This is a genomic window from Paracoccus tibetensis (assembly GCF_900102505.1).
Classification (GTDB): Bacteria; Pseudomonadota; Alphaproteobacteria; order Rhodobacterales; family Rhodobacteraceae; genus Paracoccus; species Paracoccus tibetensis.
Map to the genome: position 1 here is coordinate 371,854 of NZ_FMVT01000001.1, position 22,323 is coordinate 394,176.

Annotated in this window: 21 protein-coding genes; 8 read left to right on the top strand and 13 right to left on the bottom strand. The window is 69.8% G+C overall.

Annotation, left to right across the window (positions count from 1 at the left end):
• Positions 1-20 precede the first annotated feature (20 nt).
• Entirely contained in the window at positions 21-1,325 is a 1,305-nt protein-coding gene (gene purB / locus BLP73_RS01865; protein ID WP_090739804.1) for an adenylosuccinate lyase, read from the bottom strand.
• A 143-nt stretch (positions 1,326-1,468) separates the two neighbouring features.
• On the opposite strand from purB, the gene BLP73_RS19290 reads away from it, so the two are divergent.
• Genes BLP73_RS19290 through BLP73_RS01875 form a run of 3 tightly spaced genes read left to right on the top strand, consistent with a single transcriptional unit; the run spans position 1,469 to position 3,666 of the window.
• On the top strand, positions 1,469-2,224 hold the full coding sequence (locus BLP73_RS19290) for a hypothetical protein (RefSeq protein ID WP_175453201.1): 756 nt from the start codon (positions 1,469-1,471) through the stop codon (positions 2,222-2,224).
• Positions 2,221-3,315: a YihY/virulence factor BrkB family protein gene (locus BLP73_RS01870; protein WP_175453202.1), complete on the top strand. Its 1,095-nt coding sequence runs from the start codon at positions 2,221-2,223 to the stop codon at positions 3,313-3,315. Before BLP73_RS19290 ends, BLP73_RS01870 begins: the two co-directional genes overlap by 4 nt.
• Positions 3,316-3,327: 12 nt before the next feature.
• Complete coding sequence (locus tag BLP73_RS01875; RefSeq protein ID WP_090739806.1) at positions 3,328-3,666, top strand: SMR family transporter; 339 nt, start codon at positions 3,328-3,330, stop codon at positions 3,664-3,666.
• A 4-nt stretch (positions 3,667-3,670) separates the two neighbouring features.
• Here the strand turns inward: BLP73_RS01875 and BLP73_RS01880 are convergent, their stop codons facing one another.
• The 3 genes from BLP73_RS01880 to BLP73_RS01890 form a co-directional block, all read right to left on the bottom strand.
• Positions 3,671-5,338 (bottom strand): peptidoglycan -binding protein, encoded by a 1,668-nt coding sequence (locus tag BLP73_RS01880; protein WP_090739807.1) that lies wholly within the window; start codon positions 5,336-5,338, stop codon positions 3,671-3,673.
• A 1-nt stretch (position 5,339) separates the two neighbouring features.
• Entirely contained in the window at positions 5,340-6,539 is a 1,200-nt protein-coding gene (locus tag BLP73_RS01885; RefSeq protein WP_090740061.1) for a hypothetical protein, read from the bottom strand.
• Positions 6,540-6,776: 237 nt separating this feature from the next.
• Entirely contained in the window at positions 6,777-7,322 is a 546-nt protein-coding gene (locus BLP73_RS01890; RefSeq protein ID WP_090739808.1) for a gamma-glutamylcyclotransferase, read from the bottom strand.
• Between the two features lie 98 nt (positions 7,323-7,420).
• On the opposite strand from BLP73_RS01890, the gene BLP73_RS01895 reads away from it, so the two are divergent.
• Complete coding sequence (locus BLP73_RS01895) at positions 7,421-8,446, top strand: DUF2125 domain-containing protein (protein ID WP_090739809.1); 1,026 nt, start codon at positions 7,421-7,423, stop codon at positions 8,444-8,446.
• Here the strand turns inward: BLP73_RS01895 and BLP73_RS01900 are convergent, their stop codons facing one another.
• From BLP73_RS01900 to BLP73_RS01915, 4 genes are all read right to left on the bottom strand, one after another.
• A complete protein-coding gene (locus BLP73_RS01900) occupies positions 8,447-9,376 on the bottom strand; it encodes a prephenate/arogenate dehydrogenase family protein (RefSeq protein ID WP_090739810.1) in 930 nt (309 codons plus the stop codon).
• Positions 9,373-10,464, bottom strand: coding sequence for a histidinol-phosphate transaminase (gene hisC, locus BLP73_RS01905; protein ID WP_090739811.1), 1,092 nt, complete (start codon positions 10,462-10,464; stop codon positions 9,373-9,375). The genes BLP73_RS01900 and hisC overlap by 4 nt, the downstream gene beginning before the upstream one ends.
• Positions 10,465-10,654: 190 nt before the next feature.
• The gene (gene rpsD, locus BLP73_RS01910; RefSeq protein ID WP_090739812.1) at positions 10,655-11,275 is read right to left on the bottom strand and encodes a 30S ribosomal protein S4; all 621 of its coding nucleotides are present in this window, start codon (positions 11,273-11,275) and stop codon (positions 10,655-10,657) included.
• 136 nt (positions 11,276-11,411) lie between these two features.
• Entirely contained in the window at positions 11,412-12,587 is a 1,176-nt protein-coding gene (locus tag BLP73_RS01915; RefSeq protein ID WP_090739813.1) for an ROK family transcriptional regulator, read from the bottom strand.
• Positions 12,588-12,712: 125 nt separating this feature from the next.
• On the opposite strand from BLP73_RS01915, the gene BLP73_RS01920 reads away from it, so the two are divergent.
• From BLP73_RS01920 to BLP73_RS01930, 3 genes are all read left to right on the top strand, one after another.
• Positions 12,713-13,735, top strand: a complete 1,023-nt coding sequence (locus BLP73_RS01920; protein WP_425415681.1) for a sugar ABC transporter substrate-binding protein — start codon at positions 12,713-12,715, stop codon at positions 13,733-13,735.
• A 62-nt stretch (positions 13,736-13,797) separates the two neighbouring features.
• The gene (locus BLP73_RS01925; RefSeq protein ID WP_090739815.1) at positions 13,798-14,850 is read left to right on the top strand and encodes an ABC transporter permease; all 1,053 of its coding nucleotides are present in this window, start codon (positions 13,798-13,800) and stop codon (positions 14,848-14,850) included.
• Entirely contained in the window at positions 14,847-15,620 is a 774-nt protein-coding gene (locus BLP73_RS01930; protein WP_090739816.1) for an ATP-binding cassette domain-containing protein, read from the top strand. The genes BLP73_RS01925 and BLP73_RS01930 overlap by 4 nt, the downstream gene beginning before the upstream one ends.
• A gap of 52 nt (positions 15,621-15,672) precedes the next feature.
• Here BLP73_RS01930 and BLP73_RS01935 read toward each other — a convergent pair whose 3' ends face one another.
• The 4 genes from BLP73_RS01935 to thrS form a co-directional block, all read right to left on the bottom strand.
• Complete coding sequence (locus BLP73_RS01935; protein ID WP_245686504.1) at positions 15,673-16,893, bottom strand: multidrug effflux MFS transporter; 1,221 nt, start codon at positions 16,891-16,893, stop codon at positions 15,673-15,675.
• A 63-nt stretch (positions 16,894-16,956) separates the two neighbouring features.
• Positions 16,957-17,580, bottom strand: a complete 624-nt coding sequence (locus tag BLP73_RS01940; protein ID WP_090739817.1) for a DsbA family oxidoreductase — start codon at positions 17,578-17,580, stop codon at positions 16,957-16,959.
• Between the two features lie 92 nt (positions 17,581-17,672).
• Positions 17,673-17,879 (bottom strand): cold-shock protein, encoded by a 207-nt coding sequence (locus tag BLP73_RS01945; protein ID WP_090739818.1) that lies wholly within the window; start codon positions 17,877-17,879, stop codon positions 17,673-17,675.
• Positions 17,880-18,084: 205 nt separating this feature from the next.
• Positions 18,085-20,031 (bottom strand): threonine--tRNA ligase, encoded by a 1,947-nt coding sequence (thrS, locus tag BLP73_RS01950; RefSeq protein WP_090739819.1) that lies wholly within the window; start codon positions 20,029-20,031, stop codon positions 18,085-18,087.
• 118 nt (positions 20,032-20,149) lie between these two features.
• Between thrS and BLP73_RS01955 the strand changes: the two genes are divergently transcribed.
• The gene (locus tag BLP73_RS01955) at positions 20,150-20,887 is read left to right on the top strand and encodes an alpha/beta hydrolase (protein ID WP_090739820.1); all 738 of its coding nucleotides are present in this window, start codon (positions 20,150-20,152) and stop codon (positions 20,885-20,887) included.
• Positions 20,888-20,899: 12 nt separating this feature from the next.
• Here BLP73_RS01955 and phaZ read toward each other — a convergent pair whose 3' ends face one another.
• Entirely contained in the window at positions 20,900-22,246 is a 1,347-nt protein-coding gene (gene phaZ, locus BLP73_RS01960) for a polyhydroxyalkanoate depolymerase (protein ID WP_090739821.1), read from the bottom strand.
• Positions 22,247-22,323: the final 77 nt, after the last annotated feature.

Sequence of the window (22,323 nt, forward strand, 5' to 3'; positions counted from 1 at the left end):
CAGGCCCGGTCTTTTCCGCCTCAATCGCCGAAGACGCGGGCGAAGATCGTGTCGACATGCTTGGTGTGATAGCCGAGGTCGAACTTTTCCTCGATCTCGGCGGGGCTGAGGGCGGCGGTCACCTCGGGATCGGCCAGCAGCTCTTCCCGAAAATCAGCGCCCTTCTCCCAGACCTTCATCGCGTTGCGCTGGACCAGGCGATAGGCGTCCTCGCGGCTGACGCCGGCCTGAGTCAGCGCCAGCAGGACGCGCTGCGACATCACGAGGCCGCGGAACTTGTTCATGTTCGCCAGCATGTTGTCCGGGTAGATCACCAGCTTCTCGATCACGCCGGCCAGCCGGTTCAGCGCGAAGTCCAGCGTGATGGTCGCGTCCGGCGCGATGCCGCGCTCGACCGAGGAATGGCTGATGTCGCGCTCGTGCCAGAGGGCGACGTTCTCCATCGCCGGGATCACGGCCATGCGGACGAGGCGGGCGAGGCCCGTCAGGTTCTCGGTCAGGACCGGGTTGCGCTTGTGCGGCATGGCCGAGCTGCCCTTCTGGCCGGGGCTGAAGAACTCCTCGGCCTCCAGCACCTCGGTGCGCTGCATGTGGCGGATCTCGATGGCGATGTTCTCGATGGACGACGCGATGACGCCGAGCACCGCGAAGAACATCGCGTGGCGGTCGCGCGGGATGACCTGGGTGCTGATCGGCTCGGGGCGCAGGCCGAGCTTAGCGCAGACATGCTCTTCGACGGCCGGGTCGATGTTGGCGAAGGTGCCCACGGCGCCCGAGATCGCGCCGGTCGCGACTTCCTCGCGCGCGGCCTCGAGCCGGGCCTTGCCGCGGGCCATCTCGGCGTAGAAGCGGGCGAAGGTCAGGCCCATCGTCGTCGGCTCGGCGTGGATGCCGTGGCTCCGGCCGATGCGGACCGTGTCCTTGTGCTCATGCGCGCGGGTCTTCAGCGCGGCCAGCACCCGGTCCATGTCCGCGAGAAGGATGTCGGCGGCGCGGATCAGCTGGATGTTCAGCGTGGTGTCCAGCACGTCCGAGGAGGTCATGCCCTGATGCACGAACCGCGCCTGATCGGCGCCCACATGTTCGGCCAGATGGGTCAGGAAGGCGATGACGTCGTGCTTGGTGACGGCCTCGATCTCGTCGATGCGGGCAACGTCGAACTGCACGTCCTTGGCGCGCCAGACGGCCTCGGCATTCTCCCGCGGGATCACGCCCAGGTCGGCCTGCGCGTCGCAGGCATGGGCCTCGATCTCGTACCAGATGCGGAATTTCGTCTCGGGGGACCAGATGGCGACCATCTCGGGGCGGGAATAGCGGGGGATCATAGACGGGCCTCCTTTCGGTTGGCGCGGGCATAGCGGCAGGGCGACGCCGGGGCAAGTTTGCATCGGCCGTCGGCCTGGAGATGGAACATTCGCCAGCCGCACCGGGTTGAGGCACCAACCGCTTGTAAATGCCGGAGACGCCGATGACACGCCCGCATGATTCCCATCCCGAGATGACCGAAGCCGACCGCGACAGCGAGACCCGCTTCGGCATCCGCCCGGTCCCCGAGGGACATCGCACCGCCGCGCCCTATGCCCATCGCCCGATGCGCAGCTCGCGCATCCCGCCCTCGGGCGCGGTCTCTCCGGACGGCCGCCGCACCTGGCCCGCGCCGTCTGGCACCGCGAAGGTGATCGTGTGGGGCGGCGTCGCCCTGGGCTTGGCGGGAATCGCCGCCGGCACGGCAATGGCCGTCCAGGCGCTGTCGGGCGATGACCGGCAGAGCGATCGGCCGAAGCCCGACCGCAACTGGCGCAACGACGATCCCCGCGCTCTGGCCCCGCGCTATGCGGGGCTCGACGAGGACGAGCGCGAGGCGATGCGCCGCCGCGTGCGCGCGCAGGCCCGACGCGATGCGGAAGCGGGGGCGGCCGTCCGCGCCCGCGCCTCGCGCAGCCGCAAGAGCGGCGGCAACTTCGCGCAGGACCTGACCCGGACGGCGAACGAGCTGTCGACCGGCCTGAACAGCGTCGCGCAGTCGCTGGTCAGCGCCTTCGACGCCTTCCGCAGGGTCGCCTCGCAGGCGCAGGGCATCGTGGGCGAGTTCACCACCGCCGCCGACGAGTTCCGCGGCATGCTGGGGACCAAGCGCGGCACCGAGCCGCGGCAGGAGACGGCGCCCCATCCCTACCGTCCCATGGACGAGCCGCTCGACAGCAACCGGACCGCGCAGCGGTGAGCCGGGCGGGCGCCGGAGGCGGGCAGGGCGGCGCCGCGCCGCGCACCGTCCTCGGCGCCCTCTTCGATCCGCTCGACCCGCAGGCCCGGCAGCGCTTCGGCCTCGACTCCGAGGACGCCGAAGCCGCGGACAGACCGGCCTCGGGTGCAGGAAAGCCCGCCCTGCCGCCGGTGGACCCGGCCGATTCGCCGGTCCTTGCGGCGAAGGCGCCAAACGTGCGGCTGCGTGATTTCACGGCCAAGGATCTGCTGACCGTGGCCAAGGCGACGCTGACGCAGATCGGCGAGGATCGCGTGACCTCGGTCGCCGGGGGCGTGACCTTCTTCGGCCTCCTGTCGCTGTTTCCGGCCATCACCGCCTTCGTCTCGCTCTACGGGCTGCTGGCCGATCCCTACACGATCGAGAGCCATCTCGCGCTGCTGCGCGAGTTCCTGCCCGAGGGTGCGCTGGAGATCATCCGGTCCCAAGTCACGGCCATCGCCTCGGGTCCGGTCAGCGCGCTGTCGGTCGCGGGCCTCGCCTCGTTGCTGATCGCCTTCTGGTCGGCCAATGGCGGGATGAAGGCGCTGCTCTCGGCGCTGAACGTCGCCTTCTTCCAGCGCGAGACGCGCAGCTTCATCCAGCTGAACCTCGTCGCCATGATGTTCACGCTTGGCGGGCTGGTCCTCATCGCGCTGATGCTGGGGGTGATCGCGGTCATCCCGCTGATGCTGCGCTGGCTGCCGGTCGATCCGACCAGCGAGGCGGTGCTGGGCACGATCCGCTGGCCCATCATGTTCGCGGTGCTGGTCTTCGCGCTGGCGGCCATCTACCGGTGGGGCCCGGCGGCGCCGAAGTCGCGCTGGCGCTGGATCTCGCCGGGGGCGCTAATCGCGGGCGTCGCGCTGGTCGTCACCTCGATGCTCTTCTCGTGGTATGCGGCCAACTTCGCGGACTACAACGAGACCTACGGCTCGCTCGGCGCGGCGGTGGCGCTGATGACCTGGCTGTGGCTGACGGTCTGCGTCGTCCTGATCGGCGCCGAGATCAATTCCGAGCTTGAGCGGCACATGAAGCGTATGGCAGGATTGAGGAATTCCCCAACCGGATGAGGGCGCCGCCGCATGATCGCCTCGCCTTATGTCCCGCTTCTCGCCGCCATCGCACTCGAGGTTGTCGGCACCTCGCTGTTGCAGCGGTCCGAGCAGTTCAGCCGGATCGCGCCGACGATCGGCATGGCGCTCTGCTATCTCGCCAGCTTCTACCTGCTCTCGCTCAGCCTGCGCGCCCTGCCGCTCGGGATCGCCTACGCGATCTGGAGCGCGGTCGGCATCGTCCTTGTCGCAACCATCGGCCTCGTCTTCTTCGGCCAGCGGCTGGACATGCCGGCCGTCCTCGGGCTGGGGCTGATCGTGGCGGGGGTGGTGGTCGTCAACCTCTTCTCGAAGTCGGTCGGCCACTGAACCCCTAGCGCTCGGTCAGCTTCAGCTCGATCCGGCGGTTCAGCGCCCGGGCCTCGGGCGTCTCCTCGGCCGAGACGGGGCGTGTGTCGGCGAAACCCGTCGCCGCCAGCCGGTTGGAGGGGAAGCCAAGCTCGTCCGTCAGGTAGCGCACGACCGCCAGCGCCCGTCCCTGGCTCAGCTCCCAGTTGTCGCGGAAGCGGCCGGTGCCGGAAAGGGGCAGGTTGTCGGTGTGGCCGTCGACGCGGATGATCCAGTCCACCTCGGGCGGGATCTCGTCCGAGATGTCGGTCAGAAGCCGCACGACCCCCGCGATCTGCTGGCGCCCGGCCTCGGACAGGGCCGCCTCGCCGGGGGCGAAGAGCACCTCGGACTGGAAGACGAAGCGGTCGCCGACGACCTGCACCCCCTCGCGCCCCTCGAGGATCTGCGACAGGCGGCCGAAGAACTCGGAACGGTAGCGCGCAAGGTCCAGCGCCTCGGCCTCGGCGCGGCTGCGTGCCTCCTCCTCCAGCGCCAGGCGGCGCTGCGTCTCCTCGGCCGTCCGCAGCAGCGCGGCGTTCAGCTGCTGGCCCAGTTCGGCGACGCGCAGCTCGGCCTCGGCCTGCTCGTCGCCCGCGGCCTCCAGAAGCGCCTGGAGCGAGCCGAGCTGCGCCGTCAGCGAGCCGACCTGCTCGTTCAGCAGGGCGACGCGGCGCTGGCCGTCGGCCGACAGTTCCTCCTGCTCGGCCAGTTCCTGGCGCGCGACCTGCAGCAGCGCCGCCTGCCGCTCTGCCTCGGTCATCTGCTCGGTCAGCTCACCCTCCAGCTGCTGCCGGGCCGCCTGCGCGGCCGCCAGCAGGGTCAGCGTCTCCTCGGCCGCGCGGCGCTGTTCCTCGAGCGCCAGCGTCATCGCGGTCAGTTCGGCATCGGCCGTCTCCAGCCGCTGACGCAGCACCCGCGCGGCCTCGGCCTCGACCAGCCGCGCCGCCTCGGCCTCGTCCAGCTGCGCTTCGGCCGCCGCCACGGCCTCGGCACGCGAGGTGGCGTCAGCGCGCAGGTCCGCGACCAGCGCCTCCAGCGCCTCGCGCCGCGCCGCATCGAGGCGCGCGGCCTCGGCCTGCGCGTCGATCTCGGCCCGTGCGCTCGCCACCGCCAGCTCGGCCGCCGAGGCGCGCTGGCCCTCGGTCTCCAGCTGCGCGGCCAGTTCCTCGGCCCGCGCCTGGTCCTGCACGCGCGCGGCCAGCAGCGTCGCCACCTCGGCCTCGAAATCGGTCAGGCGGCTCTGCGCCTCGGCCAGTTCGGTGCCGCGCGCCTCGAGCTGCGTGTTCAGCCGGGTGATCTGCGCCGCCCGCGCCCGCGCCTCGGCCTCCAGATCGGCGGCCCGGGTGGCCTCGGCCTCCAGCGTCGCGGCCAGCTGGGTCTCGCGCTCCTCGGCCGAGCTGAGGGCCTGGCCGAGCGCGGCGACCTGCTGTCCCAGCTGCTGAAGCTGCTGCTCCTGCCGTGAGATGGTCAGGTTCTGCCCGGTGATCGTGTCGTCCTGGGTCGTGATCTCGTCGCGCAGCACCGATTGCACGACCATGAAGATGGTCAGCACGAACATCAGCACCATCAGCAGCGCGGTCATCGCATCGACGAAGCCCGGCCAGATCGTCGCCGAGAAGCGCTGCCCGCTCTGCGCGCGCTGGAGCCGCATCTCAGACGCCCCGGCGCGGGGCGTGCGGGCCCGGCGGCAGCTGCTCGTCGCGGAACGGGTCGCCGAAGCGGGCGGCCCGCACGGCGCGCGTCAGCACCAGAAGGTCCGAGCGCAGCTCGGTCAGCATCTCCTCGCGCCCCTCGTTCGCATCCGCCGCCATCCGGCGCAGCGCGGCCTCGATGCCCGAAAGGTCGGGCGGAGCGGGCGCCTCGTTCTCGCGCACCAGGGCGATCAGCCGCTCCTGCCCGTCGGCAAGGCGCGCCAGGGCGCCGGTCAGCGCCTCGGCCCGCCCCGATGTCGCCTGCTGCTCGGCCTCGGTCTTCAGCACCAGCGCCTCGATCGCCTGCGCCATGACGACCACCCGCTCGTCGGCCATCATCGCCGCATCGTCGCGCGCCGAGTCCCGCTCGGCGTGATATTCCTGAAGCCGGTCCATCTGCGCGGCCATCTGCTCCAGAAAGCCGCTCATCGCCGCGCCGTCGAGGCCCTCGCCCTCGGAGCCGCCCAGGCTGACGCGGGTGAAGCCCGACATCCACTCCTCCAGCTCGCGGTAGAAGCGGTTCTGGCCGTGGGTCACGAACAGCTCGAGAAGCCCGACCACCAGCGAGCCGGCGAGACCCAGAAGCGAGGACGAGAAGGCGACGGCCATGCCGCCCAGCTGCGCCTCGAGCCCGGTCATCAGCTCCTCGAAGACGTCGAGGCTGGACTGCCCTTCCTCGGGCGCGAGGGCGCGGATCGTCTCGACCACGGCGGGCACGGTCGTGGCGAGGCCGTAGAACGTCCCCAGAAGGCCGAGGAAGATCAGGAGGTTGGCAAGATAGCGCGTGATGTCGCGCAGCTCGTCGATGCGGGTCGCCACCGAGTCGAGAATCGAGCGCGCCGAGCCGGTCGAGATGACCCCGCCCGACGGCCCGCGCGCGCCCAGAAGCGCCGCCAGAGGGGCGAGCAGGCGCGGGGCGTTATCGTCCGGCATGACCGAGGCGCCGCGCTCGATTGCGGCGCGGCGGCGGGCGGCGAAGCGCTCAATCCAGCTGACCGAGCGGACGAGCTGGCCCACCTGCCAGAAGCAGGCCATCACGCCGATGGCGAAGACGGCCAGGATCAGACCGTTCAGCCAGTAGTTCGACATGAAGATCGGCAGGATGCGGCCATAGGTGAACCACGCCCCTACCAGGACAAGGCCCAGCACCGTCAGCATCATCAGGATCTGGCGCACCGGCTGCGAAAAGCGCGGGGCGGCGGCGCCCGTCAGGGCCTCGGACCGTTGCGCGGTGATGCGGCGGTTCGTCAGGGTCAGCCGCGAGGCGTTCCGGTCGCCCGGCCTCGGGCCGTTGTTGATGTCACTCACGCCACTACCTGCTTGCTCGCCACAATGTGACCGAAGTGTAGGGCCGGCCCGCGCGGTTGCCAAGCGCGGCGATCCCCTGGCCCCGCGCGATCAGTGGCGATTTTCCAACAACTTGCGCACCATCCCTGCCAGACGGTCCAGCTCGGCGTCGGGCAGGCCGATCTCGGCCAGATGGGCGGCGGTGTTGAAGAGGTAGTCGGCATTCGCGCCCCGTCCCCCGACCGCCGTCGCGATCATGCGCGCCTGCTCGTCCAGCGTCAGGCCGCCCGCATATTGCCAATGGTCGCGCCGCATCACGTAGGTCAGCGCCGGGACCTCGGGCCCGTCTTCCAGCGCCAGGGGCAGCACCGCCTCGCGATAGGCGTCGGTGACCAGCTCGCGCGCGCGCAGATAGGCCAGCACCTCGTCATGGTCCCGCCCCGCCACGCGCAGCGCAAGCCCCCAGCAGGCGGCCTCGGCCTCCTCGTCCAGCCCGAGGACCAGGCCCGGACGGGCGGCGGTGCCGCGGTGCTGGATCGAGCGCAGGCAGAAGGAGCGGGCATAGCCCGACAGGCGCGCGCGGCGCGTCTCGACCGGCGTGAAGCCCGGGTCCCACATCAGCGAGCCGTAGCCGAAGATCCACTCAACCCTGTTCATCGCCTTCGCTTTCCTTGTGGCGAAATCTAGGTCACGATGCGCGCGAACGAAAGTGCCCCCGGGCCGGGCAACGGCGGGGCAGGGATGGGACGGAAGTCATGTTGCGCCTGATGATGGGGGTCGCGCTGCTGCTGGCGCTGGTGGCGGGGCTGTGGCTGGGGGCCGAGACATGGGCCGCGCGGCGCGCCGCCGCCCTGATCGCGGAGGCGCAAGAGGTGGATGCGGCGGCCGTGACCCCGCTGCGGCGGCTCGACGCCTTCGGGCTGCGCGTTGAGGCGCCGGCCGTGACGGGCGCGGGGCTGGCGCTGGAGCTTCCCCATGCCGAGCTGTCGCTGGCGCCGACCGCGCCCCGGACGCTGCGGCTGACGCTGCCCGGCGAGGGCCGCCTCAGGACCGGGGCGGGCGACGTGGCGCTGGCCGCCACCGCGCCCGAGGCCAGCGCGACCGTGGCGCCCCTGCGCGACATGGCGATCGATGCGGCGCATCTGGCCCTTCGCGACCTGCGCCTCGACGGGCGCGCCGCCGCCGAGACGCTGCAGATCGACGCGCGCCTGCGCCGGCTCGGCCATGACGCGCCGCGCCCGGCCCGCGCCGCCTATGACCTCGCGCTGGAGGCCGCGGGCATCGCGCCCGAAGCGCTGGCGCTTGCGGGCCTCGATGCTGCCGCGCTGCCCGGTCCGCTCGCCGCGACGGGCTCGCTTCGCGTCTGGCTGGACGATGCGCCGCGCCTTCAGCAGGGCGCGCGGCGCCCGCAGCTGGCGGGGTTCGAGACCCAGGGGCTCGACCTTGCCACCGGCGATCTGCAGATCCGCATCGTCGGCCGGCTCGGGGCCGACGCCTCGGGCCTTGCCGAGGGGCGGCTCGCGGTCTTCACCCGCGACGGCGAGGCGATCATCCGGCAGCTTGTCGCGCTGGAGATCATCCCCGCGGCCGCCGCGCTTCTGGTCCGCGCCGGCCTGACGCAGCTTGGGAGCACCGACTTCCCCGAGGCCGCAGGCCCGCTCTCCGGCCCCGCCATTCCCGCGCCCGCCGAGGGCGAGCTGCGCCTGCCGCTCACCTTCGCGGGCGGGCAGGTGAGCCTCGGCGCGATCCCCCTCGGGCCTGCGCCGCGCCTCCTGCGCTGATCACTCGCCGGGCCGCGCCTCGGGGCTGCGGCCGAAATCGGGCGCTTCGGTGTCCTGCCCCGCCTCGATGATGCCGCGGCGGATGGCGCGGGTGCGGGTGAAATACTCGTGCAGCTGCGGGCCGTCGCCCATGCGGATGGCGCGCTGCAGGACGAACAGCTCCTCGGTGAAGCGGCCGAGGATGTCCAGCGTCGCCTCCTTGTTGTGCAGGAACACGTCGCGCCACATGGTCGGATCGCTGGCCGCGATGCGGGTGAAGTCGCGGAAACCGGCGGCGGAATACTGGATCACCTCCTCGCCCGACACCCGGCGCAGGTGATCGGCGACGCCGACCATCGTGTAGGCGATCAGGTGCGGCGCGTGGCTGGTGACGGCCAGGACCAGGTCGTGATGGCCCGGGTCCATCCGGTCGGTCTTGGCGCCCATCGCACCGACCAGCCGGTCGAGCCGCGCCAGCGCGGCCTCGTCCGTGTCCGGCAGCGGCGTCAGCAGCCACCAGCGGTTGCGGAACAGGCTGGCAAAGCCCGCGCGCGGGCCGGAATGCTCGGTTCCCGCCAGCGGGTGGCCGGGGATGAAGTGAACGCCCTGCGGCAGATGCGGCAGCACCGCCTCGATCACCGACTGCTTGACCGAGCCGACATCGGTCACCGTCGCCCCCGGCGCCAGATGCGGCGCGATCTCGGCCATGACATCGCCCATGGCGCCGACCGGCACGGCCAGCACGACCAGATCGGCGCCGGCCACGGCCTCGGCGGCGCTGTCGCAGATGCGGTCGCAGAGCCCGATCTCGCGCGCCACGGCCCGCGTCTCGGGGCTGCGCGCAAAGCCCGTGACCTCGCCCGCCAGCGCCTGCTCGCGCATGGCATGAGCCATCGAGCCGGCGATGAGGCCGAGCCCGATCAGCGCGACGCGCTGGTAGATCACGCTCATGCGCCCCTCCGCGCGTCCATGAACCGGCGAAGGCTCTCCAGCACCCGCGTCACGCCCGCCTCGTCGCCCACCGTGATCCGCAGCGCCTCGGGCAGGCCATAGCCCGTCACGCGGCGCACCAGGATGCCGTCCTCGCGCAGGGCCGCATCCGCCGCCCCGGCCATCTCCGCGCTCTCGAAGCGGGCCAGCACGAAATTGGCGAAGCTCTCGTCGCAGCCGAGGCCCATCTGCCGCAGCGAGTCGCGCATCCGCGCCCGCATCCGGGCGTTCAGCTCGGCGCAGGTTCGGGTGAAGGCGGTGTCGCGGATGGCTGCCTCGGCCGCCGCCATCTGCGCGTTCGAGAGGTTGAAGGGCTGGCGCACCCGGTTCAGCACGTCGATGATCTCGCGGCTCGCATAGCCCCACCCGATCCGCAGCCCGCCCAGCCCGTGGATCTTCGAGAAGGTCCGCGTCATCACGACGTTCGGATGCCGCCGCACGAGGCCCGCGCCGCCGTCGAAGCCCTCGACGAATTCTGCATAGGCGCCGTCATGGACCAGCAGCACATGGGCCGGCAGGCCAGCGGCGAGGCTCTCCAGCTCGTCCTCGGTCAGCATGGTGCCGGTGGGATTGGCGGGGTTGGCGATGAAGACGACGCGCGTGCGCTCGGTCACGGCAGCCTGGATCGCCTGCGGGTCCACCCGGCGCTCGGCCTCGGGCACGATGACCGGGCTCGCCCCCACCATCCGCGCGAGGATCGGGTACATCGAGAAGCCGTGCTCGGTCGAGATGATCTCGTCGCCCGGCCCCGCATAGGCCTGCACGATGAACTGCAGCACCTCGTCCGAGCCGACGCCGCAGATGATCCGCTCGGCCTCCAGCCCATGCACCTCGGCAATGGCCGCCCGCAGCCCCGCGTGATCCGTCCCCGGATAGCGGTGCAGCTCGGCGCTGGAGGCGCGGAACGCCTCGGCCGCGCGCGGACTGCAGCCGAGCGGGTTCTCGTTGGAGGACAGCTTCAGCACGTCCTCGCGCCCTGCCAGCTTGCTCTCGCCGCTGACATAGAGCGCGATGTCCATGATGCCGGGCTGCACGGTGATCTCGGTCATGGGCCTCTCCTTGCCTGCCGCCCGTTTAGTCGCCGCCTGCCGCCAAGAAAAGCGTCAAGACGGCGCGGATCTGCTTTGGTCGTCAAATATCCTCGGGGGGTCCGGGGGGCGAAGCGCCCCCGGCGTCGCGGGACGCAAAAGGGCCGCATCGACAGATGCGGCCCCCGAAGCGTGCGGCTGAGCGCAAAGATCAGTTCTTCGCGTAGAATTCGACGACCAGGTTCGGCTCCATCTGCACGGCATAGGGAATGTCGCCGAGCGAGGGGGTGCGCACGAAGGTCGCGGTCATCTTGTTGTGGTCGGCGTCCAGGTAGTCCGGAACGTCACGCTCGGTCAGCGAAACGGCTTCCAGCACGATCGCCAACTGGCGCGAGCGCTCGCGGATCGAGATGACGTCGCCTTCCTTGACCCGGTACGACGGGATGTTCACGCGCTGGCCGTTCACCTCGACATGGCCGTGGTTCACGAACTGGCGGGCGGCCCAGATGGTCGGCACGAACTTGGCGCGATAGACGACCGCGTCGAGGCGACGCTCCAGCAGGCCGACCAGCATCTCGCCGGTGTCGCCGCGCAGGCGCTCGGCCTCGGCATAGATGCGGCGGAACTGCTTCTCGGTCAGATCGCCATAGTAGCCCTTGAGCTTCTGCTTGGCGCGCAACTGCGTGCCGAAGTCCGACAGCTTGTTCTTGCGGCGCTGGCCGTGCTGGCCCGGGCCGTATTCGCGGCGGTTGACCGGCGACTTGGCGCGGCCCCAGATGTTCTCGCCCATGCGGCGGTCAAGCTTGTACTTGGCAGACGTGCGTTTCGTCACGGCTGATCTCCTTCTTGCGTTTCAGAAGGGCGTTGTCCTTTAACCGTTCCCGTGAGGGCGCGGTCCGACAGGCTTCCCCTCGCGGGGTCCACCAACACCAATGAAGGTCGCGCTTATAGAGCCGGCAGCCCCCGAGTCAAGCGCATTCCTCGGCCAGCCGCAGCGGCGCCTTGCTCCGGTCCAGCGCGCCGTCCGGCTGGAAGTGATGGGCCAGCGGCAGGCCGGCCGCGCCCAGCAGGCGCGCCGTCCGCCCGAGGCTTCCCTGGATCACCCGCGGGCGGTCGATGCCCGCCGCCGGCATCGCGGCCAGCGCCCGCGCCGTCGCCTCGGTCAACCGCGTGCGCGTCCGCGCCGGCATCGCCCCGTCGATCACCGCCAGCGGCAGGTCGGCCAGCGCCGCCGAGGAGAGGACGGCGAAGGCCAGCGCCTCGGCGGCCTCGGCGATCCAGGCGCGCTCGATCTCGTCGGGGACGCTCCAGCCCGAATCGTCGGGCGGCAGCGCGTGGCCGATGCGCCGCTCCAGCGCGGCGATGGCCGCGTGGTCCAGAAGCTGCCTGCCTCCCGGCACCGGCATCGAGCCGAGCGCGCCGGCGTTTCGGGTCGGCCCGTGGCGCAGCGCGCCGTCCAGCACCAGGCCGCCGCCGGCGTAATGGGCGACATAGATGTGGATGAAGTCGCGCGGCAGGTCGGTGCGCCCGAAGATCAGCTCGGCCCCGCAGGCGGTGGTGGCGTCGTTCTCCAGATGCACGGGGAAGGGCAGCACGTCCGCCAGCCGGCCGGCAAGATCGAAGCCCTTCCAGTCCGCCATCTCGCGCCCCCAGTCCCACAGCCGGTAGGGTGTCGCGATCCCAAGCCCCATCACCCGTTCCCGCATCGCGGGCGGCAGGCCGTCCAGGATCGTCTGCGCGCCCTGCCGCGCGAAGTCGAAGATGCGGCCGGGGGCGGGGTAGGGGTGGATCTCCTGCCGGTGCAGGCGGATCTGGCCGGCGAAATCCACCAGCGCCAGCTCCGCGAGGCGCCGGCCGATCTTGAGACCCAAAAACAGCGCCCCGTCCGGCGACAGCGCCAAGGGCGTCGTCGGCTGGCCGACCTTGCCGCGCACCACCTCGCCCGCGTCCAGAAGGCCCGCGGCGATCAGGCGGCGCGTCTGGTTGGTGATCGCCTGCGCGGACAGGCCCGTGCGCAGCGCCAGGACGGCGCGGGGCATTGGGCCGTGGCGGCGGATCAGCGACAGGATGAGCCGCTCGTTCTGGCTGCATCCCTGGCGGGGAATACCGCGTCCGCCACGGCTGTCTTGTGGCTTGGCTGGCATGGCGTCCTCCTCTGGCCGGCATTAATCAACATGATTGAGTTATTGACAAGCGGAATGTGAAAATGGTTTTGTCTTCGGCAAGGCGGGACGAGGACCCGCCGTTCAGGAGGAGAGATCACGTGAAGATCACAACCGTTTTCCGCGCATCCGCCGCGGTGTCCGCCCTTGCCCTCTCGATCGGCGCCGCGCAGGCGCAAGAGCCGGTCCGGGCCTGCTTGATCACCAAGACCGACATCAACCCGTTCTTCGTGAAGATGAAGGAAGGTGCGACCGCCAAGGCGGCCGAGCTGGGCGTCGAGCTGCTGACCTTTGCCGGCCGCATCGACGGCGATCACGAGACGCAGCAGCAGGCCGTCGAAAGCTGCATCGCCGCCGGGGTGAAGGGCATCCTGGTCACCGCCTCGGACACCAAGGCCATCGTCGATCCGCTGAGCCAAGCGCGTGACGCGGGCATTCTGGTCATCGCGCTCGACACGCCGCTGGACCCGATCGACGCGGCCGACGCGACCTTCGCCACCGACAACCGCGAGGCTGGGCGCCTGATCGGGGCCTGGGCCGCCGGCACGATGGGCGATGCCGCGGCCGAGGCCCGCATCGCGCTGCTGAACCTGTCCGCCAGCAACCCCTCGGTCGACGTCCTGAGGAACCAAGGCTTCCTCGAGGGCTTCGGCATCGATGTTGGCAATCCCGACGTGATGGGCGACGAGACCGACCCGCGCATCGTCGGCGGCGAGGTCACCTCGGGCAACGAGGAAGGCGGCCGCGAGGCGATGGAGGCGCTGCTGCAGCGCGATCCGTCCATCAACCTCGTCTACACCATCAACGAGCCCGCCGCGGCCGGCGCCTACGAGGCGCTGCGGTCCTTCGGGCGCGAGAATGACGTGACCATCGTCTCGGTCGATGGCGGCTGCCCGGGCGTCCAGAACGTCCAGGAAGGCGTGATCGGCGCGACCTCGCAGCAATACCCGCTGCTGATGGCCTCGCAGGGGATCGAGGCCATCGCGGCCTTCGCCGCCGACGGGACCATGCCCGAGACGACCGAGGGCCTCGACTTCACCGATACCGGCGTCGCGCTGGTGACGGGCGAGGCCGTCGAGGGCGTCGAGTCGATCAGCGTCGAGGAAGGCCTCGAGCGCTGCTGGGGCTGATCCTCACCTAGAACGGGAAGGGCGCGTGGCGCCCTTCCACCAGTCCCCCGACGGAGAAGCCGATGTCCGACACCCCCGATCCCGTGGTCCCCCGATCCGGCGAGACCGTCGCCAGTTTCGAGCATTCTGGCCGCAGCCCATTGCAAAAGCTTCAGCATTTCCTGCACCAGTTTCCGACGATGGTGCCGGTCATCGTGCTGATCCTGTCGGTGATCGCCTTCGGGCTGATCTCGCCCAACTTCTTCTCGGCCTTCAACCTGTCGCTGATCCTGCAGCAGGTCGCCGTGGTCGGCACGCTGGCGGCGGCGCAGTCGCTGGTCATCCTGACCGCCGGCATCGACCTGTCGGTCGGCGCGGTCATGGTGCTGATCTCGGTCGTCATGGGCAACCTGGCGGTGAACTACGGCGTCCCGGTGCCGATCGCCATTTTCATCGGCCTCGGCTGCGGGGCGGCCACGGGCGCGCTGAACGGGCTTCTGGTCACGCGGCTGAAGCTGCCGCCCTTCATCACGACGCTCGGGACGTGGAATATCTTCCTGGCGTTGAATTATTACCTCTCGGCGCGCGAGACGATCCGCAGCCAGACGCTGGACGCCGAGGCGCCGCTGCTGAAGTTCTTCGGCACCCGCTTCGAGATCGGCGGCGCCGTCCTTACCTACGGCGTCGTGCTGATGCTGGTCGTCTTCGCCGTGCTCTACTACGCGCTCTACAAGACGGCCTGGGGGCGGCGGGTCTATGCGGTGGGCGACGATCCCGAGGCTGCGGCACTGGCCGGGATCCAGACCAAGCGGGTGCTGATGTCCGTCTACGTCGTCGCTGGCATCATCTGCGGCCTGGCGGCCTGGTCCTCGATCGGGCGCGTCGGCTCGGTCAGCCCGACCTCGTTCTTCGAATCGAACCTTGAATCGATCACGGCCGTGGTGATCGGGGGGATCTCGCTCTTCGGCGGGCGCGGCTCGATCCTCGGGCCGCTGATCGGGGCGCTGATCGTGGGCGTCTTCAACTCGGGCCTCCGCCTCGCCGGGGTGGACGTGCTCTGGCAACTCTTCGCGACGGGCTGGCTCATCATCCTGGCCGTGGCCATCGACCAGTGGATCCGAAAGGTGTCGTCATGAACCAGCCACTTCTGACCGCGCGGGGCCTCGTCAAGCGCTACGGCCGCGTGACCGCGATGGACGGCGCCGATTTCGAGCTGTACCCGGGCGAGATCCTGGCGGTGATCGGCGACAACGGGGCCGGCAAGTCCACCCTGATCAAGGCGCTGTCCGGCGCGGTCCGGCCCGACGAGGGCGAGATCCTGCTGGACGGCAAGCCGGTCAGCTTCGGCAGCCCGCTGGAGGCGCGGCAGGCGGGGATCGAGACGGTCTACCAGACGCTGGCCCTGTCGCCGGCCCTCTCGATCGCGGACAACATGTTCATGGGGCGCGAGCTGCGCCGCCCCGGGATCATGGGCAAGTGGTTCGGCATGCTGGACACGGCGGCGATGCATGACTTCTCGCGCCAGAAGCTGTCCGAGTTGGGGCTGATGACGATCCAGAACATCAACCAGCCGGTCGAGACCCTCTCGGGCGGCCAGCGGCAGGGCGTCGCGGTGGCGCGGGCGGCGGCCTTCGGCAGCCGGGTCATCATCCTGGACGAGCCGACGGCGGCGCTTGGCGTGAAGGAAAGCCGGCGGGTGCTGGACCTGATCCAGGACGTCCGCTCGCGCGGGATCCCGATCGTGCTGATCAGCCACAACATGCCGCATGTCTTCGAGATCGCGGACCGCATCCACATCCACCGGCTCGGCCGGCGGCTCTGCGTGATCAATCCGCGCGAGCACTCGATGTCGGACGCGGTGGCCTACATGACGGGCGCCAGCCTGCCCGCGGGCGTCGCGGCCTGAGGCGTCCCGCGGTGGCCGGGGGGCCGGCCCCCCGGACCCCCCGCGGCCGCGCCTAGTCGCGCAGCTTCCGCATCAGGACCCAGGCCAGGGCCGAGCAGATCAGCGTCGCCGTCACCGCCGGGATGGCGGTGCCGTTGTAAAGCAGCCCGATGGGCGCCGCGATCACCACCGCGGCAAGCGTCGAGATGGCCGCGATGACGGACGCCGCCATGCCGGCGATATGGCCCATCCGCTCCAGCGCCAGCGCGTTGAGGTTGCCGAAGGTCACGCCGGCCATGAAGAAGACGCTGGTCGCCCAGAAGAAGAAGACCGGGAAGCGCAGCGCCTCGGGCAGCACGCCCGTCAGCATCAGGACCAGCGTCACCGCCGAAACGACCGTCTGCATGATGTAGGCCCATTTGGCGATGCGGCGCATGCCGAAGCGGATCACGAAGGTCGCGTTCAGCACCGTGCCGCTGCCGGACAGAAGCGCCATCAGCGCGAACCACAGGTGGAAGTTCTCGCCCTTGCCGTAGGTCTCGCCGAAGAGCTGCTGGGCCGAGGACAGAAGGCCGAACATCTGTCCGAAGCCGAGCGTCAGGATCACCGTCGCCAGCATCACCTGCCGGTCCGACAGCACCTCGCGGGCCGAGGCGGCAAGACTGCCGATGCGCAGCGGGCGGCGCGCCTCGGGGGCGAGGGTCTCGTCCTGGCGCAGGTTCAGCCAGGTCGCGGCGATCAGGGCAAAGGCGATGAAGGCCCAGAAGACGCCGTGCCAGCCCGCGAACGAGATGATGCCGGCGCCGAGCGTCGGAGCGATCGCCGGGATCATGATGAAGATCATCATCACGAAGCTGGTGATCCGCGCCATCTCGCGCCCCTCGTAGAGGTCGCGCACCAGCGCCACGCCCACGATGCGCGGCGCTGCGGCACCCAGGCCCTGCACGAAGCGCGCCACCAGCAGCAGCTCGAGCGAGTCGGCCTGGATCGCCGCGACGGCGCCGATCAGGTAGATCACGAAGCCGATGTTGATCGCGCGCTTGCGGCCGATCGCATCCGAGATGGGTCCCGCGAACAGCGTGCCCAGCCCCATCCCGGCCATAAAGGCCGTCAGGATCAGCTGGGCGCGGTTGACGTTCTCGGGCGTCAGTTCGACGGCGATGTCCGGCAGGGCCGGCAGCATCGCGTCGATCGAGAAGGCGATGGTGGCGAAGAGGAAGGCCAGCATCGCGATGAATTCGGGAAGCGGCAGGCGGCGCGGCTGCGCCGGGGCGGCATAGGCAATGTCGGACATGAGGGGATCACCGATCGGTTCAGACCGGAGACATAGGCTCAAATTGCAGACTGTGCAAGTCCGTCAGCCGCGGGAGGCCGAAATCTCGTCGATGACCTGCTGCCAGAGGCTCGCCGGTTGCGCGCCGGTCACGGCATGGGCGTCCGCCACGATGAAGGTCGGGACCGAGGTGATGCCCCGCTCGCGCGCGTGTTGCTCGCGCGTCAGGACCTCGGCGCGGTCCGCGTCGCTGGCGAGCAGCCGCAGGATCATGGCCTCGTCCATCCCGGCGCCGGCGCCGATGCGGGCGAGGGTCTCGGGCTGGCCGATGTCCTGCGCCTCTTGCCAATGCGCGCGCATCAGCCCGGACATGACCCGGCTCTGCACCCCCTCGAGCCCGGCCCAGTGCATCAGGCGGTGGGCGTTCAGCGTGTTCGGCTCGCGCGGCGAGGGGTTCATCACCAAGCCCAGTTCGGCGGCGCGCCTGGCGACGGCGCGCGAGGCGTCTTCGGCCCGCGCGCCGAGGGCCGCGCGCAGATGCTCGATCCGGTCGGCGCCGTAGGCCGGCAGCTGCGGGTTCAGGCGAAAGGGGTGCCAGGCGATCAGGAAGCCATGGTCTGGCCGGCTCTCGAGCGCGCGGTCCAGCTCGAGCTTGCCGATGAGGCACCAAGGGCAGACGGGATCGGCGAAGATGTCGAGGCGGGTCATGGCAGCTCCTTCCGGCGGCAGGCAGGGGGCTTCATGCCAAAGAAAAACGGCCCGTGCAAACGGGCCGTCAGCGCGCGCCTTGAGGCGTCAGATCAGAGCAGCTTCAGGTCGCTGGCCGAGGCGCGGCCGTCGCGGCCCGACTGCAGCTCGTAGGCGATCTTCTGGTTGTCCTGCAGGCCGGTCAGTCCGGCACGCTCGACCGCCGAGATGTGCACGAAGATGTCCTTGCCGCCGTCGTCAGGCGCGATGAAGCCGTAACCCTTGGTCGAATTGAACCACTTTACCGTACCGGTCGCCATAACCGTTCTCTCCTTCAAGTCATCCGGGCGCAGGATTGCGCCTGGCCGTGCAGCCCGCTTTCGGTCTTCCGGCTGCCCGTCGAAGGGAGGCGGTAGAAAGTCTTCGCTCACGCAGATGAGAGGATGACCGAATCGCTAAAAAAGGCAAGCGGGAACTCATGCAGGCTTGCGCCCGCATGTAACGGCCAAATGACATCGGCAAATTTCAGCGCAGGTCCGGCGGAGTCGCCTCTAACGCCAGCATCTGCACGGCCTCGGCGAGGCTGTGGGTGCGGCTGCCCTGCTGGTCGAGACGGCGGATCGAGACGGTGCGCTCCTCGACTTCCTTCATGCCGATGGCAAGGATCGCGGGCACCTTTCCGACGGAATGCTCGCGGACCTTGTAGTTGATCTTCTCGTTGCGCGTGTCCGCCTCGGCCCGGATGCCGGCAGCACGCAGCATCTCGACGACCTCGTGCACATAGCCGTCCGCGTCCGAGACGATGGAGGCGACGACCACCTGCCGCGGGGCCAGCCAGAAGGGCAGCTTGCCGGCGCTGTTCTCGATCAGGATGCCGATGAACCGCTCGAAACTACCCAGCACCGCGCGGTGCAGCATGATCGGGCGGTGCTTGTGGCCGTCCTGTCCGACATATTCCGCGTCCAGCCGCTCGGGCAGGTTCGGGTCCACCTGCAACGTGCCGCATTGCCAGTCGCGGCCAATGGCGTCGGTCAGCACGAATTCCAGCTTCGGCCCGTAGAAGGCGCCCTCACCGGGGAAGATGGTGAAGTCATGGCCCGCCGCCTTGCAGGCGTTCCCAAGCGCCGCCTCGGTCCGGTCCCAGCTTTCCTCGGACCCGATGCGCTTCTCGGGGCGCGTCGACAGCTTGATGCGCCACCTCTCGAAGCCCAGATCGGCATAGACCGAGGACAGCAGGTCGATGAACTTCTTCGTCTCGGCCTCGATCTGCGCCTCGGTGCAGAAGATATGCGCGTCGTCCTGCGTGAAGCCGCGCACGCGCATGATGCCGTGCAGCGCGCCCGAGGGCTCGTAGCGGTTGCAGGACCCGAACTCGGCCATGCGCAGGGGCAGATCACGATAGGACTTGAGGCCGTGGTTGAAGACCTGCACGTGGCAGGGGCAGTTCATCGGCTTCAGCGCGTTGATGGTCTTGGTCTTGGCGTGCTCCTCGTCCACTTCGACGATGAACATGTTCTCCTGGTAGTTTTCCCAGTGGCCCGACTCTTCCCACAGCTTGCGGCTGACGACCTGCGGGGTGTTCACCTCGACATAGCCGTCCGCGCGCTGGCGGCGGCGCATGTAGTCCTGCAGCGCGACATAGATGTTCCAGCCGTTGGGGTGCCAGAAGATCTGGCCGGGCGCCTCTTCCTGCATGTGGAACAGGTCCATCTCGCGGCCCAGCTTGCGGTGGTCGCGCTTGGCGGCCTCTTCCAGCATGGTCATGTGCGCCTTCAACTCGTCGCGCGAGCGGAAGGCGACGCCGTAGATGCGCTGCAGCATCGGCCGCGTGGCGTCGCCGAGCCAGTAGGCGCCGGCGATGTGGGTCAGCTTGAAGGCGTCGGCGGGCAGTTGCCCCGTCGATTGCAGATGCGGGCCGCGGCAGAGGTCCTGCCAATCCCCGTGCCAGTACATCCGCAGATCCTCCCCCTCGGGGATGCGGTCGATCAGCTCCAGCTTGAAGGGCTCGCCTGCGGCCTCGTAATGGGCGATGGCGCGGGCGCGGTCCCAGACCTCGGTGCGGACGGGCTCGCGGGCGTTGATGATCTCCTTCATCTTCGCCTCGATGGCGCCCAGATCCTCGGGAGTGAAGGGCTCGGCGCGGTCGAAGTCGTAGAACCAGCCGTAGTCGCGCACCGGGCCGATGGTGACCTTCACGTCCGGCCAGATCTCCTGCACGGCGCGGGCCATGACATGGGCGAAGTCGTGGCGGATCAGCTCGAGCGCAGGGGCCTCGTCCTTCAGCGTGTGGATGGCGATGGCGCCGCTGGCCTCGATGGGCCAGGCGAGGTCGATGTGCCGGCCGTCGAGGCTGGCCGAGATGGCGCGCTTGGCGAGGCTGGGCGCGATGCTCTGCGCGACCTCGGCGGCGGTGATGCCGGCGGGATAGTCGCGCGCGTTGCCATCGGGGAAGGTCAGGGAAATCTGGGACATGCGTCCTCCTCGTCGGTTCGGCGCCCACGGAACGCCCGGCTGCGGGTATGTCGCACCCCATTGGACGCCGGGGCCGGAACTGTCAAGATCGGGGCCGGACGCAGCAAGGGGCAATCGGATGAGCGAGTTTCTGGACACCGCCGCAGGTCGGCGCATCGCCTATCAGCGGACGCAGGGGCAGGGGCCGGGGGTCGTCTTTCTCGGCGGGTTCAAGTCGGACATGACCGGCACCAAGGCGCTGCACCTTCAGGACTGGGCGCAGCGGCGCGGCCGCGCCTTCCTGCGCTTCGACTATTCCGGCCACGGCGCCAGCAGCGGGCATTTCGAGGAGGGCAGCATCGGGGACTGGGCCGAGGATGCGCGCGCGGTGATCGAGGCGCTGACCGACGGGCCGCAGGTGCTGGTCGGCTCCAGCATGGGCGGCTGGATCGCGCTTCTGGTGGCGCGGGCGCTGCCGCATCGGCTGGCGGGGCTGGTGACCATCGCCGCCGCGCCCGACTTCACCGAGCGCGGCTTCTGGGCGGGCTTCGACGCGCAGCAGCGCGAGGTGCTGATGCGGGCAGGCCGGCTGGAATTGCCGAGCGAGTATGCCGACCAGCCCTATGTCATCACCCGGCAGCTGATCGAGGATGGCCGGCGAAACCTGGTCATGGACCAGCCCTTGCGGCTGGATTGCCCGGTCCGGCTGCTGCAGGGCACGGCGGATGCCGACGTGCCGATGTCATGGGCGCTGGACCTGCTGGAGCACCTGGACGCGGCCGACCTGCGCCTGACGCTGGTCAAGGGCGCGGATCACCGCTTCTCGACCCCCGACTGCCTCAGGATGATCGAGGAGGCGGTCGAGGATCTCGGCTGATGCCGATGCCGGTCAGACCGGCATCTTGCTGCTGTCCATCGGGTCCGAGACGCCGCAATCGGCCGCCGCGCCGCCGCGCCTGCGGCGGTTCTTGGGCTTCACGGCGTCGGGCAGGGCGGCATGCTCGTCGATGAAGTCCAGCACCAGCGGGCGGATGTTCAGCCGCCAGGACTTGCCGGCGAAGATGCCGTAATGGCCCGCCCCGGGTTCGAGATGCTGCTTCTTGCGGTCCTGCGGCAGCCCGGTGCACAGGTCCAGCGCGGCCACGCATTGCCCCGGCGCCGAGATGTCGTCATTCGCCCCCTCGACCGTCATCACCGCCACGTCGGTGATCTTGCCGATGTCGACCGGCCGGCCGTTCACGCTGAAGCGGTTCTGCGCGATCTCGAGCCGCTTGAAGATGCGGTCCACGGTCGACAGGTAGAACTCGGCCGTCATGTCCATCACGGCGAGATATTCGTCGTAGAACTTGTTGTGCTTGTCGCCCTCGGAGGCGGTGCCGCGGGCCTCGGCGAAGATCTGGTTCAGGAAGGCGCGGGTATGCGTCTCGCCGTTCATCGCGATGAAGGACGACAACTGCGCGAGGCCCGGATAGACCATCCGGCCGGCGCCGCGGTATTTGAAGCCCACCGACTGGATGACCAGATGCTCCAGCTCGCCCATCGTCACGCGGTTGCCGAAATCCGTGACCTCGGTCGCGGCGGCATCGGGATCGACCGGGCCGCCGATCAGGACCAGCGTGCGCGGCTGCGCGGCGGGATCCTCCTCGGCCAGCATCGCCGTCGCGGCCAGGGCCAGCGGCGCGGGCTGGCAGACGGCGACGACGTTGGTGTCCGGGCCGAGATGGCGGATGAAATCGACGAGATACTGGGTGTAGTCCTCGACGTCGAACTTGCCCTCCGACACCGGGATGTCGCGGGCGTTGTGCCAGTCGGTGACGTAGACCTCGCAATCGGGCAGCAGCGAGGTCACGGTCGAGCGCATGAGCGTCGCGTAATGGCCCGACATCGGCGCGACCAGCAGCACCTTCCTCAGGCGCGGCTCGCGCCGGGCGACGCGGAAATGCACCAGGTCGCCGAAGGCGCGGCGGATCACCGGCTCGACATAGACGATGTGGTCCTGCCCGTCCTCGCCCGGGATCGCGGGGATCTGCCAGCCCGGCTTGATCACCATGCGGGCGAAGCTGCGTTCGGTCACGCGGCCCCAAGCCCCCATGAGCTTCAGCGCCGGATGCGGCACCATCGCGAAGATGGGATAGGAGGCAATGGCCCGGGCGGTGGCGCCCAGCCATTCGTTCGTGTTGCGGATCGTCTCCATCGCGTCATACGAGACGATCCCGCGGAATCCGTTCTTCGACATGCAAATCCACCGTTCGCTGCTGCCGGCTCAGCGAGAAAAGGCTGCGCCGGGGGAATGACCCGGGTTTACCCCGTTCG